Source organism: Photobacterium andalusiense (genome assembly GCF_900185625.1).
In the GTDB taxonomy this organism is placed as follows: domain Bacteria; phylum Pseudomonadota; class Gammaproteobacteria; order Enterobacterales; family Vibrionaceae; genus Photobacterium; species Photobacterium aquimaris.
In genome coordinates this window covers 11882-31122 of sequence record NZ_FYAJ01000003.1, presented here as the reverse complement: position 1 = coordinate 31122, position 19241 = coordinate 11882, and the positions used below count along the sequence as shown (strand labels likewise).

General features: G+C 38.5%; 10 protein-coding genes. 7 read left to right on the top strand and 3 right to left on the bottom strand.

Features of this window, described 5'->3' with window-relative positions; translation table 11 throughout:
* Nucleotides 1–8 precede the first annotated feature (8 nt).
* From PAND9192_RS09260 to PAND9192_RS09235, 5 genes are all read left to right on the top strand, one after another.
* Nucleotides 9–2753 carry a hypothetical protein gene (locus tag PAND9192_RS09260; protein ID WP_087853571.1) on the top strand — a complete coding sequence of 915 codons (2745 nt, stop codon included), beginning with the start codon at nt 9–11 and terminating at the stop codon, nt 2751–2753.
* A gap of 323 nt (nt 2754–3076) precedes the next feature.
* Nucleotides 3077–6019, top strand: coding sequence for a phage tail-collar fiber domain-containing protein (locus PAND9192_RS09255; protein ID WP_087853570.1), 2943 nt, complete (start codon nt 3077–3079; stop codon nt 6017–6019).
* Nucleotides 6020–6744: 725 nt separating this feature from the next.
* Nucleotides 6745–10005, top strand: a complete 3261-nt coding sequence (locus tag PAND9192_RS09245; protein WP_087853568.1) for a M66 family metalloprotease — start codon at nt 6745–6747, stop codon at nt 10003–10005.
* A 152-nt stretch (nt 10006–10157) separates the two neighbouring features.
* Nucleotides 10158–10409, top strand: a complete 252-nt coding sequence (locus tag PAND9192_RS09240; RefSeq protein WP_036791291.1) for a DUF2999 family protein — start codon at nt 10158–10160, stop codon at nt 10407–10409.
* A gap of 105 nt (nt 10410–10514) precedes the next feature.
* Complete coding sequence (locus PAND9192_RS09235) at nt 10515–12113, top strand: MOSC domain-containing protein (protein WP_087853567.1); 1599 nt, start codon at nt 10515–10517, stop codon at nt 12111–12113.
* A 30-nt stretch (nt 12114–12143) separates the two neighbouring features.
* Here the strand turns inward: PAND9192_RS09235 and PAND9192_RS09230 are convergent, their stop codons facing one another.
* Genes PAND9192_RS09230 through PAND9192_RS09220 form a run of 3 tightly spaced genes read right to left on the bottom strand, consistent with a single transcriptional unit; the run spans nt 12144 to nt 16167 of the window.
* The gene (locus PAND9192_RS09230) at nt 12144–12818 is read right to left on the bottom strand and encodes a polyphosphate polymerase domain-containing protein (protein ID WP_087853566.1); all 675 of its coding nucleotides are present in this window, start codon (nt 12816–12818) and stop codon (nt 12144–12146) included.
* Nucleotides 12815–15427: a CotH family protein gene (locus PAND9192_RS09225; RefSeq protein ID WP_087853565.1), complete on the bottom strand. Its 2613-nt coding sequence runs from the start codon at nt 15425–15427 to the stop codon at nt 12815–12817. The genes PAND9192_RS09230 and PAND9192_RS09225 overlap by 4 nt, the downstream gene beginning before the upstream one ends.
* A 2-nt stretch (nt 15428–15429) precedes the next feature.
* Entirely contained in the window at nt 15430–16167 is a 738-nt protein-coding gene (locus PAND9192_RS09220) for a DUF4956 domain-containing protein (protein ID WP_234999051.1), read from the bottom strand.
* Nucleotides 16168–16495: 328 nt separating this feature from the next.
* Between PAND9192_RS09220 and PAND9192_RS20680 the strand changes: the two genes are divergently transcribed.
* Both PAND9192_RS20680 and PAND9192_RS09215 read left to right on the top strand, forming a co-directional pair.
* Nucleotides 16496–16633, top strand: coding sequence for a hypothetical protein (locus PAND9192_RS20680; RefSeq protein WP_159458229.1), 138 nt, complete (start codon nt 16496–16498; stop codon nt 16631–16633).
* Nucleotides 16634–18162: 1529 nt separating this feature from the next.
* Nucleotides 18163–19206 (top strand): hypothetical protein, encoded by a 1044-nt coding sequence (locus tag PAND9192_RS09215; RefSeq protein WP_087853563.1) that lies wholly within the window; start codon nt 18163–18165, stop codon nt 19204–19206.
* Nucleotides 19207–19241 lie beyond the last annotated feature (35 nt).

Sequence of the window (19241 nt, the reverse complement as noted above, 5' to 3'; positions counted from 1 at the left end):
AATTTAGCATGTCTACTGAGATTAATAAGAACCTAAAAAATACTACATTAAACACGGAAAATTATATTACTGCTATTGTTGATGGCAATATTAATATTAATACTTTTCCTACTGATAGTACCACAATGAGACTTGGCGGTTCATCACAGCCGAATATTCCATCATGGGCTACCTATGGCAATATGTTATCACTGGTTTCGCCTGGGGCTGATACAGCTATTCAAATATTGAGTGGTTATGATAATGAAGATATTGGTTTCCGTAGTGGCAGTAAAAAAACACTCCCTAGTCGTGAGTTTGTAAAGTTTTTCCATGAAAATAATTGCCCAACAGCAGAGCAAGTAGGTGCAGCTGTCGCATTAACTAATAGCCAACCAGGTTTGGTTTATAATATGCGTAGTGATGGCACTTGGACAGAGGCTATCAGCGACGCTCCTCATGATAATAAACAATATGTGCGTGAAAATGGTAATTGGACGCAAGTAACTTCCGTACCTAATGACAATGTTGGCGTTGATAAACCGTTATGGGTTGAAGCTAGCTCAATGGGTATTGTTTATAATGATGCTAAAAAAGCCGCCGCTAATGCCTCGATATTAAAAAATGCAGCAGCTAAGCAAGTGGTGCGATTAGCATTTACCGATAATGTGTATTTCGATACGACTGGTGGTGAAATTGTTATTCGCTATGGCTTAGAGTTTCATGGTTGTTTAGGTAAAAAGATCCACTGGGTAGGTTCATCAATAACAACTAATGGTGACGATTGTTTAAGTGCGATGACGATGCCTAACGTTGCAGAAATGCCATATTACTATGAAACTAATTGTTACCATGTGACAACCGGTAAACTGAATTTTATTGAAGGTGATGGTTGGGGTGGTTACCGTGGCATTATTTCACGTGATTGTAATTATGATGGTAGCTTCCGTTACAAATTCTTAGGTAAAGAGCAGCATCCAACTAAAGGTAATCCTAATTCATCAACCTATACCTTTAAAGGTGATTATGCTGGTTTTGGTGAAGTTATTTTCGATAATCTGACGCTAACTAACTCACGCCACCAGGCATTTTTAGGGGCTAATCAGTTTCCTTATGAGCGCATTGTATTTAGAAATGTGGTTATGCGAAATTGTAGCCGAGGTCTTTACTCTGGTGGTATTACCAATACCCACCCGTGGTATTTAGATGTACAAAAAGCAATGCGTAATATGGTGGTTGAAGGTCTTGATTGGGAAAATAGTGCTGATTTTTGGGCGGGTGAAGATAATAACTCCGGTGCTTATATCACATCGTTATTGTGGGAAGGTAACCGTTTAATCTTTACCAATGCGCGTATTCGTGGTGTTAAAGTTCGTCCACATGCAAATAATAACGGTGCTCGAGCGTTGTCACCGGTTTATCTTGGTGGTATTCGTGCTGAAATGCGTGATTGTGAAACCGTGAATATGTATAACTTTAAGTCTGATGGTAGTACCAATACCTGTATATTCTTGAAAAAAGTACGTAATGCATTGATTAACAATATAGAGCACCGCTTTGAAGAGAATTTCTTTAGTGATATGGAAGCCGATTTCGGTGTTACTGTTGATAATACTCAAGGAACATTTATTTCATACTCGCCAGAGCCAGGTGCGCCTTGGGATGACAGTGTTAATTATGGTAGTGAGCCTGCTGAGTCAATTATTATTCGTAATGTGAAGTGTTGGTTGCCTAAATTGTTACGTACAGCGGATATATCGACTCAGATTGTTGGTAGCTATGAAATAACCGATTGTGATTTTGAGTCACCAGATAACGGTTATAACAGTGATGGTCGTATGTCAGGTGCCTTTACATTCCTTACTGTCAATTGGTGGGATAACAGTAAGTATTCAAGTGATAACCAAATGGTTAACCGCCGTGCGATATTTAAAGGTAACCGTGTTTACACACCTAATAATACCGCTGGTAAATTAGCTTATATTAACATTCGTGATATGCGCCAGCATCGTAATGGAGGCTATATCATTGATATTAGTAATAATGATATTACAGCAAATTGCCTTAAAGAGCTGCAATTGACTTGTAATTCAGGCGCTAATTTTAAACCACAAGACTGTATTATTAATCAGCTTACATTGAATAACCGAGTTCACATTGTGAATTCAACTCAAAATGATGTGACGCCACGACACGATGTTTTTGTCGCTGGCAATAAAGTACCAAAGGTTATTCGTTTAGATATGGGGGGTAATTATAGCTCAACAGCGAAGAATGCATTACTTGGTCGTATTCAGCAAAATGTGTTTGGTGTTGATATGACAACCGGTAAGTTCCGTATGACATATGCTGAAGTCGCAGGCTCTACACCGGGAATTATACTTATGAATGCTACTCGCCCAAGTAACGGCTGTTTGCAGAATAAAACCCATGACTATAACGGCACAATGACCACGAAAGCTGGCTGTTTTGATTTCTATGCCCGTATTGAAATTAGTAATGTCAATATAGAAAAAGAGACATGCACCATTGGTTATTTCCATCCATCAACTAAAAAATGGACTCAAACACAATGGGATGCCACTAAAAATGATAGTAGCTTTGAAATTATGATTAATAGCAAAGATCGCTTTGGTAATAACAGCGAAAGCTCGCCACTTAAAGCACGTATTGGTCGTCGTTCAAGTGCATTAACCTTGATGCTATACCCTAACTATGGTGATAGCGATTATGCTTCAGTATTAGATGTAGAATTAAATATTAATCAATATTAAGCTAAAATAAAGATTATCCAAAGGCGTATTAATAATACGCCTTTTTTATTCTCTACATTAAGATTGTTTTATTATAGCAATAATATTTAATTGATGGTGTTAATTAATCTATGTCAATAATTGTTAATATTAATTCAACGCAGTAGTATTTAACAATAACTTTCGCTATATTGAAAAAAACGCCATCGTAATAAATAATCTATAATAATTTTAGCGGTATTTAATTACTTTTATTTATACATTTTAGTGACAATATAGAACTTGGTTCTATATATATTAACTATGAATCGAAGGGCTATTAATACAAAATAGTAGGTAAGTTAATGAGTAAAGTAGATTCAATAAGCAATGATAATAGCAAAGGCATTTCTCGCCGTTCTTTTTTAAAAAATACAACAATGATAGCGGGCGGCGCTACGGCTGGTATGTTTATTCCGGGTGCGATTGATAAAACTAATGTACTTGATTTAATGAAGCATTCAAATCAACCAGAAGTCATTATCACTGCTAAAGGTCGAGCACTTATTGCTAAAATGCAAGCTGAAAAAAAAATCTTGCTGATTGACTCAATGATTTTCGCTTACAAAGCTAACCTCGGTAAAGCGCCTACAGAAAATGAACAATTACAGCCTAATGATATTGTTCATAATGCCAAAATTCAGCAACAAATTCGATTATCTGAAAATGCAATTGCGCTTTCAACAACCCTTGATAGTGATGTTGGCCCATTTAAATTTAACTGGAGCTGTTTATATTGCAGTGAATATGACACGATTATTGCCGTTACTTATCCTAAATTAACCACTAAAACGGTTGATGGCCCAGGAGTTAAAGGCAATACATTAATTCGCTCATTTATTTTGAGTTATGATGATATTGCTCAAATAACTAATAGTGCCGTGATGGCAGCAAGCCCTAATTTTGTGGCACATCAACGACTAAATAATGTTGAAAATTCAGCATTACAAGCCATTATTGATCAGCAAGGTCAAGATTGGTTTATTAAAAATGGTTTTATGGTATTACCGTTTGAAGGTGTATATAAAGTTATGGCGGGGGTGGCGTATATTTCAGGTCACCGCATTGAATTAGAACATAGTCGTATTATTGACGTTGCAAATAAGCCTTTTTATATTTATGTAGATGCCTACAATAATAATAATGATCCTGAGAGCTTAGATACTAAATTTAATATTATTGCCTCAACTAAAGATTTAAAGAATTATGTTAATACTGATGGTGTTCATCATTATTATTGTAAACTTTGTCAAGTAATGGCAGATGGAACCGTTAGTGATTTACGACCTCAAAATACGGTGGTTGATAAAGGTTGGGCTGAAGCGCAAGATCATCAAGCCATTGAAAGTGTATCTGGCCTTAAAATCTACCCGATTAGTCGTAACTTAGCGGTCAATGACACCATCCCTGAAGGCTATAATGGTTTACGTATCAATGATAAAATTTATCGTGTTATTTGTCATGGTATCGTCAATGAGATAGATGAAAATGCTACCTTTGTTATTGTGAATAAACACAAATACTTTTTACAACCTTGTATTGAAGGTCAAAGTTTTTATTCGATTGATAACCTTGAGCATTATAAACCGTTATCTGATTGGGGCGATAAGATAAATTACGCTGCTGAAATATGTCGTAAAGGGGGTCTTATATTATGGATCCCAAATAAAACCTATCAGTTTAATAAAACCATCGAATTTAAAGATATTAATGTGCAATGGGATGGTACATTAGAATTATGTAGTAATGTTATAGGTGTTGTTTGTAAATATAACGTTAATTTAGTTGGTAATCCTTTTATTGTACGTTCGCGATCGCTTGATTACTTTGATAAAACGATGGTGATGTTAACTTCATCCAAAGAAAAAATTAATGGTAAATGGAAAACTAAAGGTTGTGTTGAAAATAAAATATCACAGCTAAATATTCTTAATGGATGGATTGATTACCAAGCATTCTCCAATGGTAAAGTACTAGATAGCACCAAATTAACCGGACGTGGTTTAGTATTGTTAGCTGGTAGTTGGACCGCGGGGTTAACAGAACAACGCGCGCATGAATATGTATGGCGTAATTTTGTATCAGATATCTATGTTGATGGTTTTGAACAACCTTATGTTTTAGAAGCTGTGATTGATGATATTACCCCTAATCGTTGGATAACATGGGTTAACGGTAATAAGTTACATAACTTGTGTGCGCGTCGATTCCGCCAAGGATTTACGGTGACCTCTCCCTTGTTACGACCAAATGGTAAGATTGGTGGCGAAGTTGCAGGTAACACCTGTGCTAGTCTTGATTTCCAATGGTCGCGTTACAGCACTGAGAGTTTTCTGGTCTGTGAAGGACGTAATAATAAATTTGAACTTATGGGTTGGGATGCACCTAAAACTGCTACCAATACCATCAAATTTTTACGGGGAAACACTTTCCCGCCAGGTTATGGTGAAGCTGCTGGCAATATTGTTGAGTTATATGGTGCGACGCTACGCCATTTAAATGGCAGTGATTTATCACCATTGGTGTATGAATCAAACCCAGGGCTCAACACCTTTATTGCTGAAGGTTTTCAGGGGCGTAATCTAATGCCTGAATCATCACCGCCAACTGTAGGTTCGACATTAACCAATAGCTATATTCCTAAATTGGATAACTTTTTAGCGTTTATTAACGATCGTCCCGGTTGTCGTGTAAAGCTATTTAAGAATGGTCATATTCATACGAAAGTCGATCTTGCACCGATGTTTGATTTTAATCCTGAATCTGCTGTGCGATTGTCAGTGAAAGCTGGTGATGAATACAAGGTGGTGATTTCGCTAGAAAATGCGATTAACCATTTTAATATGGTTGGTAGTACGCTTGGTTATAATAATTTAACCTCAGATAAGATTAAGATTGATATTGATTTACATGATCGACATAAGAAATCAGTGTATTCATCGCAGCAGACATTAAAAACAGCTAATGTTACTGGATTTATGAATGCCACTAATATTAAAACGATTGTTATTACTTACAGTGGCTTTGATCGCGACGGTAAACTTAATATCAGTTCTATTTATGGTCAAACATACAATAGAAATGCGGCGCAAGGTGTGATGACCGCTGATGGTTCATGTTGGATGCAAGACGATATAAAAATCAATAAAGCAGGCGCCGGTGTTGTCATTCGTGATGAAGTGAATGGCCAACTCTATCGAATTGCGGTTGCTAATGGTGAGCTAAAATTAGCGCCAGTCAATAAATAATCCAGCTATTTCTGTTGAGCCGCTCATTGTGTAGCGGCTTTTTTTTATCTCGATATTGGAGATTTTTATAAGGTGATGGTTCACTAGTTGAAATTAAGTTTGAAGGCAACAAAAGTTAAGCACAGTGGTTGGACGAATATGCATCGAAAATTATAACTTGTTGGTAAAAATGTTTTTATTAAATACGCATTATACCGCTTAGGAATAAGTTTATTATTAACGACTATCTTAATAATGATAAATTGTATTCTATGAAAAAAATATCTCCTTCCGTATCAGCGAAATTATCTACCCTTTCTAAAGCACTTTTGATAATTAACCTGATTTTTTTAATCTCTGATTTTAGTCTTTTTATATTATATGGCAGCCTGTTAGCACTACTTTGTAGTTGGTTTATGATGGCTAATATCGTGTCAATTAAATATAAAATTAATACGCTTTATAAAGGTCATATTGTTGTTGGCTATCTGCGATGTGCTTTTATTCCTTTTTCTGTTGTAAGAGATGCTAAGCAGTATTATCAATACTAGGTGTTTACACCACCGACATTGATATGAAATATATGAGTAGTGAATTATTTTGCTGATAACGAACACTAAAATGTGATATTGAGTCCAAAAATGACATTATTCATAAAAGTGATGAATTAAGGTTAATAATTCGATTTGGAATTAAATTAGTTTCATATATATATTTGTTATGGATATCATAATTAAGGATTATATATGAATGTTAAACCTATCACTGTGGCCATAAGTGCATTGTTATGCGGTTATTCAAACGTAAGTTTTGCGACTTCGAGTACACAGATGGAAGCTGTGCAACAACTCGAGCAAATGAAAGCAAAAGTATTGCAACGAGTAGTTGAAACTAAAACACTGATTGAAGATCCAACCAATATTGAGATTCGTGATGGCAAGCGTTTTCTTAAATACAATGGCTATTTATATTCAATAACACCCAATAATTTGCCTTCTTTTATGCCTTTTGTGGATGGTTTTGATTATGCAGATCGTTCAGCTGAGGCAATGTTTGATTTTATTCAAGCACCGTGGAAGTTAGTCAACCAGATGGATGGCGTTTATATTTATAATGACCAATTTGGTTATAACTATATGGAGCATATGGATAAAGATAAGCAGTGTAATGTGCAATATCTTGTCGGTGATAAAGATTTAGTCAGTACCGCGACCAAAGATTGTTTACCTTACAATGCTGCTTTAATTGATGCCCATGGTTTTATTGATGATCAACCTATTGTTAATCATCTTAATGGTGATTTAGCGGCACAAATACGTTTTATTCAAAACCAAACGGCAGAGCCTGCTGGTAATGCTGAAAAAGATCAACAACGCATTGTCTCTCAACGTGAAGCCTTATTAGTTTTAACACCAATGGTTAATCACGAGCCAAAAAGCATTGAGTTAAAAATTTATAAAGATGGCGTGTTACTTGAAAGCCGTCAAATGACGAATCCTCTCCAAATTTTAGAATCAGACCGTGCTAAACAAGACGATCGTAAAGATGTTGTTTATTCAAAACGATCATTTACAACAGTATTACCATGGAATTGGGTTGAACAAGGGCTGAGTTTACAGTTTGAAACCTATAATGGGTTAAGAGGTGAATTAGCCGCTGATGATATTGATTTTGCAGCGCCAGCTCATCTTGATTTGCCTATGATTCGAATTGGTATGTTAACTGAGCCGCCAGCCGCAAAACCGCTTGAACTCAAAACCGCGCATTATGGCTCGGAATTATTTCAACGTTTTCCACTGGCATCGATGACGTTCAGCCATTATTTGCCGATTAAACTTGATAAAATTGTGATGTCTAATGGTGATATAAAAACTGAATATAGTGACTATGCATCACCAGGTGTTCACAGTGGTGATATGCGAGAAGATATTACCAAGTCTCTGATTCAGCTTGGTATTGCAAATGCCAATTATGGTGTAGCGAGTTCAGGGGCAAGCCAATGGCAAGCGGATAATTATCCAGCAATTGTTATGGGTCACTCTATTGGTCGTTATAAAAATGATAAAGGTGAGGTGGGTAATTACACTCACGGCTTATCAGGCGGTAATGGCATGGTATTACTTTCTAATACCACAGGCAATGAAGTAACTCATGAAATTGGTCATGCGCTAAGTATGGGTCATTATCCTGGTGGTTATGCAAATGCAACTCATGGAGCAACCACAGGTTGGGGCTATGATGCGTACCGTGGTTATATGGCTGACAACCTTAATTGGTGGTCAAATGTAGACGGTGAATATGCCTATGGCGATATCATGGTTACACCGTATAAAACCTATTATGGTTATGGCACAGATCCAATGGGCGGCGGTGGTTTTGATTCCTCAACTTCAAGTTATCCATTATTTACCGGGTACTCATCAAAGCGTATTCAACACTATTTAGAGAGTAAAGATTATCTTGATGCGACATCAGCCAGTGGTTATAGCCATTGGAATGCTGTGACTCAACAGTTTGAAGCGGTGGCAACTACGACCAAGCTAAAACCGGTTCAGCAAGGTGTTGATGTGATGACTGTGGTGGGCTTTTATGATCCACAGCAGACTAATACCAGTTATATTTATCCGGCGCTATATGGTAGTTCTGGCAATGTATATGATTTGCCACGACCTGTTGCAGGTCAATGTTGGGCGACCGTTACCTATGGCGATAATACGCAGCAGATCATTGGTCTTGAGGGGGCTCGTAAAAATGGCGGTTTAAGTAATAAACTGCATTTTAACTTAGCGCGTGATCGCAACCCACAGACAGTAACCGTAGAATGTCCTCAAATTAGCCTTGAAACAATTGTACGTGATGAGTTATTAGCTCACTACGATCAAGATAGTTTCTATGATTGGGATGACAATAATAGACGAGGCAATATTGGTGATGTATTTGAATATTATCGTAATGGACGCGTTGAACTGTTTGCATTAAAAACGACAACGTATTGGTATTTCCCAGGTTCTGGTAGTTCTAACCATCAATGGGAATTTATTGGTTATCTTGATCAAATAATTGCCGACAAGCAACCTACAGTCGACTTTGATGCATTAGGCCGTGTAACTGTTGATAGCCGTACTTTTGTGGCCAATACCGAATACCCAGCTAAAGCGTTAACAATAGGTAAAGGTCAAGGTTATGATTTAGCTATTGAATCACAACCATTATTTACTGAACAAAGCGATTTAGAAAACCTTGATTTTGAAACGATGAATCAGTTTGACCTCTGGGTTGCTGATCGTTATGGCAAGGGTGAACTTAATAACGGTGTGACTCATAAACGTAAACGTGCTGGTGCTGTCTATGTTCATATAAATACTGAACTTAACACCCGTGATTATTTCTTAATGAAAACAATCACAGCAGGTGAGTTCCCAACCGATCATCACAGTAATAATGATTGGAAATACTTAGGTTCAGCTGAATCTTATGTCAATTTTGATTTCAATCCACTTAAATTGAATCGTCAAAACTTGTCAAATATTGAACGTGTCAAAAATTACTTTGAACAGTCAGCGTTATTTACATGGGATCAACGTACCACCACGACTTGGGATAGTTCAAATAGCGCGGTGTTTATCAATCCAACCGCTGAAGGTGTTAACGAATACTTTATTCAAAGAACGCCAGCGCAAGGTGGTGAGTTTCCAACCAATAAAGCCTCAAATCGCGATTGGATATATTTAGCTGATGATAATTCGCTTAATCAGTTAATACTTGAAATGAGTACCAACCAAGCGGTATTTGAGCAATTAGTACTGGATTGGTATAAACAAGACAGTTTCGGTAACTGGGGCGAAAATGGTAAAAGGGGCAATGTTGGTGATATTTATGATTATCACTTCCATGATGGAAAAACCCATTATTACCGCTTAAAGACCACCAGTTATGGTTATTTCCCTTGGCCATCTGAATCACCAGATCCAAGTAATGGTCATTGGCAATACATTAGTCATTACTAACTGTGATAACTGCTGAGTAAGATCATGATAAAACCGTATTTAGCATCGTTTAACGTTGTTATTTACGGTTTTTTTATTGATGGTGCAACAAGGGGTCAGCAAATGTTAAACTGGTGCCTATTCCATTGAGTGATTACAAAAAAGGTAGTGTCATGAATCCAATTATTGCGTTGTTGAAAGAGAATAATATTAGTGATGAGCAGATCAACAGTATTTTCCAAACATTAACTCAAAACCCTCTTGCAGCAATGGCAACCATTAGCCAACTAGGTTTACCACAAGATAAACTGCAAATGCTAATGGCACAAGTGATGCAAAATCCAGCGCTGATTAAAGAAGCGGTTGAAGAGTTAGGATTAGACTTTTCAAAAGTAGAAGCAGCAAAAGAGCAACTTCAAAAATAAGTTTGCTAATAACTAAATACATAAGGTCGCATGTAGCTTATATAATAGGCCGAGCGACCTTTTTTATGGGCGCAAGAATTATTTATCGCCCAAAAGGAAATCATTATGCTGCCATACTCAACCATTGAACAATTGCGTTATGGTCGTGTAAGTAGTCAAGCTTACTTTTTTAGAACGGCCATTGAAAAAACACCGGCGAATACGGTTAGCGTTACCTTATTGGGATTAGAGGGGGATGAGCAAGCAGAATCCTTTCATGGTGGTGTTGAGCGCGCAGTGCTGCAATTTGATTATGATTATTATGCCGAGCTGCAGCACACGTTTCCTGAGTCTGCGTCTTTATTTGTTAGTGGTGGCTATGGCGAAAACCTAGTTGTTGCTGGTATGAATGAACATAATATCTGTATTGGCGATAAAATTGCTGTAGGTACAGTGGTGTTAGAAGTTGCGCAGCCAAGACAGCCTTGTTTTAAGCTTAATCACCGTTTTAATGAGCCGACTATTTCGCGTTATTCACAGAATAATAATAAAACAGGTTGGTTTTATCGTGTATTGCAAGAAGGTCAAATTAGCGTAAACGATCAAATACGCGTCATTGAACGTCCTTATCCACAGTGGACAATTGCCAATGTGCAGCATTATTTATATGTTGAAACTGATAATTTAGCCGCTACTACTGAACTGGCGGCATTGCCTGAATTAGGTGCTGAAGTAAAAGGCGTATTTCAACATCGTCTTGAAACTAACGAGGTTGAAGACTGGCACTCGCGGCTTGAAAGTTTAATTAAACTTGAAATGCGAGTAGTTAAAATAGTCGAAGAATCTGCCACCATTAAACGCTTTTATTTAAGTCGTACTGATCTTGGTGCTTTGCCTCCATTCAGTGCTGGCGCGCACATCACCCTTAAATTACCCAATGGGTTAAAACGCAGTTATTCATTGTGTGATTCTACTGTTGAAGGGGTATATCAAATTGCAGTGCAGCAAGCGCGAGATAGCCAAGGTGGCTCACAATATATGCACCAGCAACTAAAAGTAGGTGAAGTATTATCGGTGTATGAACCGACTAATTTCTTTGAAATGGCACGTGATAAACATCATCTCTTTGTTGCAGCAGGGATTGGGATCACGCCGTTTCTTTCGATGATCGATGAAGCAATAGCGCATCAAGAACAGTTTGAATTGCATTATTGTGTTGATAACATCGATGATTACCCGTTTAAGCATGAGCTATCAGCGTATGCCGCTAATATTCACCTTTATACGTCGGCCCAGCGACTTGATTTAGCGCAACTGCTAAATACTCATCAGCGCGGTTCACATGTTTATAGCTGTGGTAGTCCAGCTTTCGTGCAGTTAGTGCGTGATAATGCCAGCCATTGGCATGACAATAATGTTCATTTTGAAAACTTTAGTCCCGCTGAACATGCTGATGATAATGCATTTACTGCTATCGTTTCGCAGGCTGGAACGGAGGTTGAATTTAGCGTTAGTGCCAAACAGTCATTACTTGATGCCATAAGAGCACATGGATTACGTCTTGATTCAGCTTGTGAAACCGGCACTTGTGGTCGCTGTAAGGTAAAATATAGCGGTGATGTTGATCATCGAGATACGGTGTTATCAGCACGAGAGCGACAAACCTATATGACCCCTTGTGTTTCACGCGCTAAAAGCGGAGTGTTAAAGCTTGAATTAGCCTAAATCATAGTCTTACGAGTAAGATTAACTGATTTATAACCAAATTAGCTGTCGAATAGCATTCACGTATTTTGAATGACGTGAAGGGCGTAGTGGGCATGATCCAACTAAACGTGATAATGCCTGTTCGTTGTCGGCAGCGGTTTTTATTTCAAGTAGCACATATTCGCCTAAGCGAGTACCATGGCTAAAATTGGCACCATCAAAATAGCGTTGGTCATAACATTCCATATTACGATCAAACGTTAGCCTTAATTTACCATCCGCTGAAATATAATAATCGCGCTGATAACGAATGATCACAATTGGACTTTGCTCGTTACCGATAGTGGCTTGAATATCAGCAGGAAGGGTAACAAAGTATTGCTGTAATACGTGCGACCAGCAAGGGTTATCTGGTTGCCAATCAAAGCTAACCGGGTGCTGTATTTTCCAGCCTTTACCACCACGGCGGTATTTATGTTCAAGCATGGCATTGGTAGGGCGAGCGAGTTGATGGTACCAACGCAGGCGGGTTTTCTTACGTTCGCTGATGCCACTTAAGTTTTCTTGGTAACGATCTAAAAACGGATTATCAAGGTATAAGCTATTAATATAACGTGTTTCATAATGACGATGAAACAGCAACGGATGCAAGGTTAACCAATTCTCTAGCAGTTGTAAGCGATTTAATGGAATTGGTATTTTAACTTCAAAACGTGAATTCATTGCGGTTTATCCGGTTTCATAATGGTGTTGTAAAGCTGGCTGACATTGAGTTTTTGTGGCGTAACCGCTTGACCATCAATGACTAAACTATTACCTGTTGCTGCCATGACTTTATGTTGGCAATCAGTACATTGCCAGTTATTAACCGTGACAGTTGCACCGTCAAAGAGGTTCTTTTTGCGGTAACTCATTAAGCCATAATAGTGAATATTGCGGCCACGGATATTGAAGGCGTCGATCTGGGAGCCATCTTTAGCGACTAAGCCAATATTCGCATCACTAATCGCAATATCTGTTGCCGTGATCTGGCTCTGTTCTCCCACTGAAATGGCTTTATCGCGAATATGGCTAAACTCAAGCTGAGTTAACGTTAATATTGAGCCACTGACATCAATCCCATCCCCACCAGAGCGAGCGCCGATATGATCAAAGCGGCTATTACTAATGCTGCCACGGCAGAAATCGCAATCAAAGCCATCAGATAGAATGTGACTCAAGGTTAAGTGGTTAATATTAATTTCACTATTAACAATATTTAACGCATCTTCGGTGTGGTTATGGTGTATTTGCGCCTGGTTGATCTCAACCTTAGTATTAATAAAACTGATTGCTCCGCGTGGACGCCAAAGCCCTTGTTTTGGGCTACCAACATCAGCAATATTGACATGCTTTACTACGCTCGGTATTGCCGTTGGCGTTGAAAAAACCACGACTCCTGCCCAAGGTTGATGATTGCTCGCACTTAATTCAACTGGTGATGCTGCGGTTCCGTTAATGGTCAGCTGTCCAAAGACCATGATCCCAGCTTGTGGCTCAAACACTAACTCCGTGCCGGCATCAATCATCAGTTGCCAGTTGGCTGGAGTGCGTAATCTGTGTTTTATATGCCACCGACCAGCAGGGATTTTCCAATAATCATCACCAACTTCAATAAACGGGTAGTCACTTAGATTGGGCTGGTTTAAAGGCCGTGGCAGAAAAGGATCTTGCAATTGATGCGGAATTAAGCGCACTTTGGCTAAGGTTGCCGTAGGTGTCGCGGTGCTAACTTCAACCGAATCAATGCTGTGGGAAAGTTTGAGAGTAAGTGTTTGCTCTGGCTGCAGTTCTAAAGGTAACTGACTATTGGCTTCTTCTATGGCAATAGGTTGATTCGCTGAATTAAAACCGACCAACCGCTGCACATATAACGATGCTTGAGTTGGATTAGTAATGGTTAACTGCTGTTGATGGTTATAAAAGCTTGCTAACTCCCATAACGGTGTCGCTCGCATCGCGGTCATATTAAGATGATATTCAGCCGCGAGTGGCTTTATTGAGTCGCAATCATGGCTGCGGTATTGCTGCTGTAAGCAAGTGATCTGAGTGGTTAACAGTGAGATATCAAACCATGGTGTCAGTGGGGCACTGCCATCTAACATCGCCCGTTGAGCGTGCTGAATAGTATTTAAATGTTGTTGTAAGTCACCGGATGTGATTAAGCCAGCTAAGGTTGATAATGCCGCTTGATAATGGCGCTCAACGTCAGGGTCAGCACGCATTGTTTTGCTGATTAGTAATGTTTCACTGGGTGGGCGGATTAACAATTGATGGCGACTCGGTGATATTGCAACATCACTTTGAATCGGCTCTAGTTTTGCTGTATGTGGATTATAATACCAACGCCAATTATTCCATGTCAGTGCATGCCATGCGCCCCAAACATCAACTGTTGCCAGATATTGACCTAACAACTGGCTGTCAAAAACATCACTGGCACTGCGATCACCGTTAATAAAATCACTCAGTAGAGTTAATGCTAATTGACGTTGATAATTAAGCTCCAATTTACGGCTGATGCGTTTTTGTTGGATAACTCGAGGTGTTAATTGGCGATTTACATGATTATTTTCAATCTGTTGTGAATTAAGATCGAGGCGTAAGATCATCCCTTCAGTTCTGTTATGGGTCGCGAGTAAATCTTGGCCAAATCCTTGCTCGTGGTACATCACTCCCCAATCATCGCCATTAACGATCACCTTAACTGGGGTGTATTGCGGAGAAATAATATTAAACTTGGCTAAGCGTAGCGTTTGTGCAAAAAGTACTGGCCCTTGATGTACTCGCACATGCGGACTAATAAGCGCAAAACGTTGTGAGTCTAAGATGGCATGTTGTTTTTTTAGATCAACTTTTAGCGACCACCGCTGATGACTACTAATATGATCAAGCAGATCACCTTGTAAGCGAACATCGGCATTAAAGCGCTTATTATTAAAGGCTATTTTAGCGGGTACTTGCGCTCTTATGGCAGGGATAGCACCTTGCTCAATCGCTTGCTGACGGTTATCGGCCAGTTTTTTCCATTCAGGATAATCAATATCAACCATGATCACGGGTAACTGATGATTGGCATACAACCAACGCATCGGAGCATGCAATATATCCGTTGTCAGCTGGTGGATTTTAGTCGTTGGTGTACTCGAAAGAGCAACATAACCGGAGTGGATTAATTGGGTTTTAAAATAGCTAATAGAGGGCAATGCGAGTACAAGGATCATAATACTAACAACAGTAATTACAATCCGTTCGGTAACGGTTAATCCGTGTTTATTAGGTGTAAGCTTCACCGCTATACTCCAGCAATATTATGTTGTTCAAGCAATGAGATCCTAATCGTAGGAAAGCGTTGCTTTAATAATGCGAGGCAGTGGTCTAGTTGTTCTACTTCTGTGGCGGTAATAAAAAACGTCGCACTAAAGCTATGTTTATCACAATCAAAACGTCTTAGTTCTAAGCGCTCACTATGGCTGGCAAGCAAGTGTTTTAGCTCATTTACTGATACCGTGATTTCATCTTCGCTATGATCGTTTATCGATAAAAATAGTCCTTGTTCTTGGGCAACGTCGATATTGTGACGTTTAGCCCATGTTACTAACACTAAGGTGACGGCGCAGGCTAATAGGGCTGCTAATGTTTGTCCTGCACCTAAAGCCACCGCAATACCAATGTTTAAAAACAGGTAAATTAACTCTTCAGGCTCTTTAATTGGGGTTCGAAAACGCACAATAGACAGTGCGCCGACAAGCCCTAAAGCTAAAGCCAGTGATGCTTTAACAACGGTAATAATTAAAATAACGGTTAGCATTAACAACGGAAATAAACGCGAGAAGTCTTGGCGGTTACAAAAAGCAGAAGAGTAATGTCGAAAATGGATCCCAATAATAGATGCTAATCCAAAACCTAATAATAAGTTAAGTAATAGTGCCCACAACTGCACACTAGCATAAGGAAAAAACAGGTTTTTAATATCCTGCGGCAATAAAGTGAGCAATACCGGATCGATAGCATCCATAATCTTACCCTCCAAATTCGATCTCTTCAGAGTGTAGAACAGGCATAATTGATAAATTGTCTAATAGTTAATACCTTAGATTTGGTCGTATTTTGTTCTAGGTTAACCGCTTGATTAATGGTTTAGTGCCGATTTGTAAACTGAATATTTTACTCAGCATTGGTATGATTTTATCGCATGGCGCAAATGTTTTTTTACTAATTATGTGACTAACGCATTAATATCATTGTAATTATTATGTATGTCATACCGATAAATATAGAGATAAGTAACGGGCTGAATAAGTATATATTGTTGATTGGTATGTTTTGCTGAAAATAGAGGGACACAAAGGAGGCCGCCTATGTCAGAAATCAAACCAATTTATGTATGTGAGGTCTGCGGTGAGTCAGAGTATCTTGAAGGTGACCATACGATTATTTGTATTTGTGGGCATATTCAATCAATTCCTGATGATGAAACGATGTTTGATAGTGAGTAATCTCATGCCAGAGTGAGGCTGTATCTTACTCTGGCTTTTTATCGCTTTGAAGGTTGTTGCTGGTTACTGTAAGTTATTATTTTATGGTCATCCTATCGTGGTCGATTTTTTAAAGATGACCAAATAGATGCAGATAAAAATATCTATTATGCATAATACGTGGTGATTTAAATCCTGTTGAAGTATTGGTGACGTTGTCACACTTCCTGTGTCCGTGATCTACTTAACGCGTAATTGAGCCTAAAAGAAGCCAGTGAACTCAATAACTCTACAACGCGCGGAGAGTAGATTCCCTATCGCCCTCGCGGGCATTCACTGTAGGGAATGACGGGTTGGGCTTGGCACTTACTTTTCCCAATATCCGTCATCTCGAAAGGTGAGGTACGAAACTATCTGTGATCTACTCAACGCGTGATTGAGCCTAAAAGAAGCCAGTGAATTCAATAACTCTACAACGCGCGGAGAGTAGATTCCCTATCGCCCTCGCGGGCATTCACTGTAGGGAATGACGGGGTTGGGCTTGGCACTCACTTTTCCCAATATCCGTTATCTCGAAAGGTGAGGTACGAGGCTATCCGTGATCTACTCAACGCGTGATCGAGCCTTAAAGAAGCTAGTGAACTCAATAACTCTACAACGCGCGGAGAGTAGATTCCCTATCGCCCTCGCGGGCATTCACTGTAGGGAATGACGGGGGTGGGCTTGGCACTCACTTTTCCCAATATCCGTCATCTCGGAAGGTGAGGTACGAAACTATCCGTGATCTACTCAACGCGTGATTGAGCCTTAAAGAAGCCAGTGAACTCAATAACTCTACAACGCGTGAATAGTAGATTCCCTATCGCTCTTGCGGGCATTCACTGTAGGGAATGACGGGGGTGGGCTTGGCACTCACTTTTCCCAATATCCGTCATCTCGGAAGGTGAGGTACGAAACTATCCGTGATCTACTTAACGCGTAATTGAGCCTTAAAGAAGCCAGTGAACTCAATAACTCTACAACGCGCGGAGAGTCGATTCCCTATCGCCCTCATAATCAGCCATTAAATACTTAAAGGGAAATTATGGCTGTCCTATGTTCTTTCTAACTAATTTTTACCCCAAAACGTGTTAGATCAAATACTCATTCATATTTTATTAACGTGATTTTGGATTAGTTTTATTTTCTGTATATATGAACAGTTATAATGAAACGTGGTGATTTTATCGCTTTAGTTCCGTTTTTAATAAGAAATATTTCTTGTTAAAAACAGAGGTAAATCTATAACTTATTGATAATTAATAGTTTAATATTTCAGTTTGTATTTAATAAGATTGATTAAATACATTTCTTACTTTTCACATCCTCTTTCAAATCTGTAGGTGTAAGAAAGTGCTAGCAAGTTCATAATATGTAACGATTATATCGAGTATGATATCGGTATTTTATAAGTATATTTTTGCGTAAAAGTAAGAATGCTTATTAATATACTGTTAGCTGACTAAGCTGGCATCTGAACTAAATTCAGGATTTTGGAAAATTGGATAAATATGAGTGACAATAAAACTGCTTTAAAAGTATCTGATAAAAGCATAGAAGAAGGGATTGCACAGGGTAACTTTAAAGAAGATGGTACCCTAATTCGCGATGTGTCAAATGGACAAATTGTAAAGGTGTTGAAGAAAAAAGAGGAAAGCCTTAACTACATACCTTCAACCTTCGTTCAGGTGCACCACAATTATATATATCAGGCTGACCTTTCTCCTATCCTTGAAGCTATTTCACATGAGAGAGAGTCAAGTCTATACAACGAATTAGAAGAACAATATAACTTAGTGTTAGATTATTTGGACTCATTTAATACTTATAATACTGGAATTGAAAAGGTTCATCAGATCTGTCTTGAGATTTCAGTGTCATTTGATAATAAAATTCGGAGAGAGATTGAAGCTTTAAATATTGATGAGCTTGAAAAAATAGATTCGGAAAGATTTGTCGGCTCATTAAATGCGTATGTTAAAATTCTATTCTCATATATCGTCAGTACATACATTCTTCATAGGGATAAGTTCTCAAAAGACAAGGTAATCATCTCAAAAATTCTTAGTTTTGAAGGGGCTGTTAGATCACTCTATGAACAGGTTCTTGCTAAATCTACTAAAGAAAAGAATAAGGATGGAGAGTTAATAAATATAATACCCATGGAGGAGTCTCTGTATAGCATGTACTTGTTTAATGATGATTATGATCTTCATGACCTTGATCGACTAGTCTCGTATGATTCAAGATTCTCAACATCACTTCAACTGATCAATTTCTTCAAAAAACACTTTAAAAGTGGCAGATTTCAGGGTGAAGGCTATGGCTATAGAGAGTGTGACGAAGAATTAAAAATATCTATAAAAACCAAAGAGATATCAAAAGAAAGCAATAGAAATAAGATAGCTGTCGTTCTTTTAAGAATACTTGAAGATATTGAGAAGTTGAAGGAAATTAGAGAAGAAGTAGTAAGTTTAAAAAATCTTCCAAATGAAGATGTGTTGCAGTATTACAGTGTTACGCCAGCTAACAAGAAAAATCAGTCGGACGCGTAAACGCGCCGCTGTTTTTGGCGTTATAGCGCAAGTCA

Coding starts and splice junctions, on each gene's coding strand:
- PAND9192_RS09260 (WP_087853571.1), top strand. CDS start 9: ATGTCTACTGAGATTAATAAGAACCTAAAAAATACTACATTAAACACG.
- PAND9192_RS09255 (WP_087853570.1), top strand. CDS start 3,077: ATGAGTAAAGTAGATTCAATAAGCAATGATAATAGCAAAGGCATTTCT.
- PAND9192_RS09245 (WP_087853568.1), top strand. CDS start 6,745: ATGAATGTTAAACCTATCACTGTGGCCATAAGTGCATTGTTATGCGGT.
- PAND9192_RS09240 (WP_036791291.1), top strand. CDS start 10,158: ATGAATCCAATTATTGCGTTGTTGAAAGAGAATAATATTAGTGATGAG.
- PAND9192_RS09235 (WP_087853567.1), top strand. CDS start 10,515: ATGCTGCCATACTCAACCATTGAACAATTGCGTTATGGTCGTGTAAGT.
- PAND9192_RS09230 (WP_087853566.1), bottom strand. CDS start 12,818: ATGAATTCACGTTTTGAAGTTAAAATACCAATTCCATTAAATCGCTTA.
- PAND9192_RS20680 (WP_159458229.1), top strand. CDS start 16,496: ATGTCAGAAATCAAACCAATTTATGTATGTGAGGTCTGCGGTGAGTCA.
- PAND9192_RS09215 (WP_087853563.1), top strand. CDS start 18,163: ATGAGTGACAATAAAACTGCTTTAAAAGTATCTGATAAAAGCATAGAA.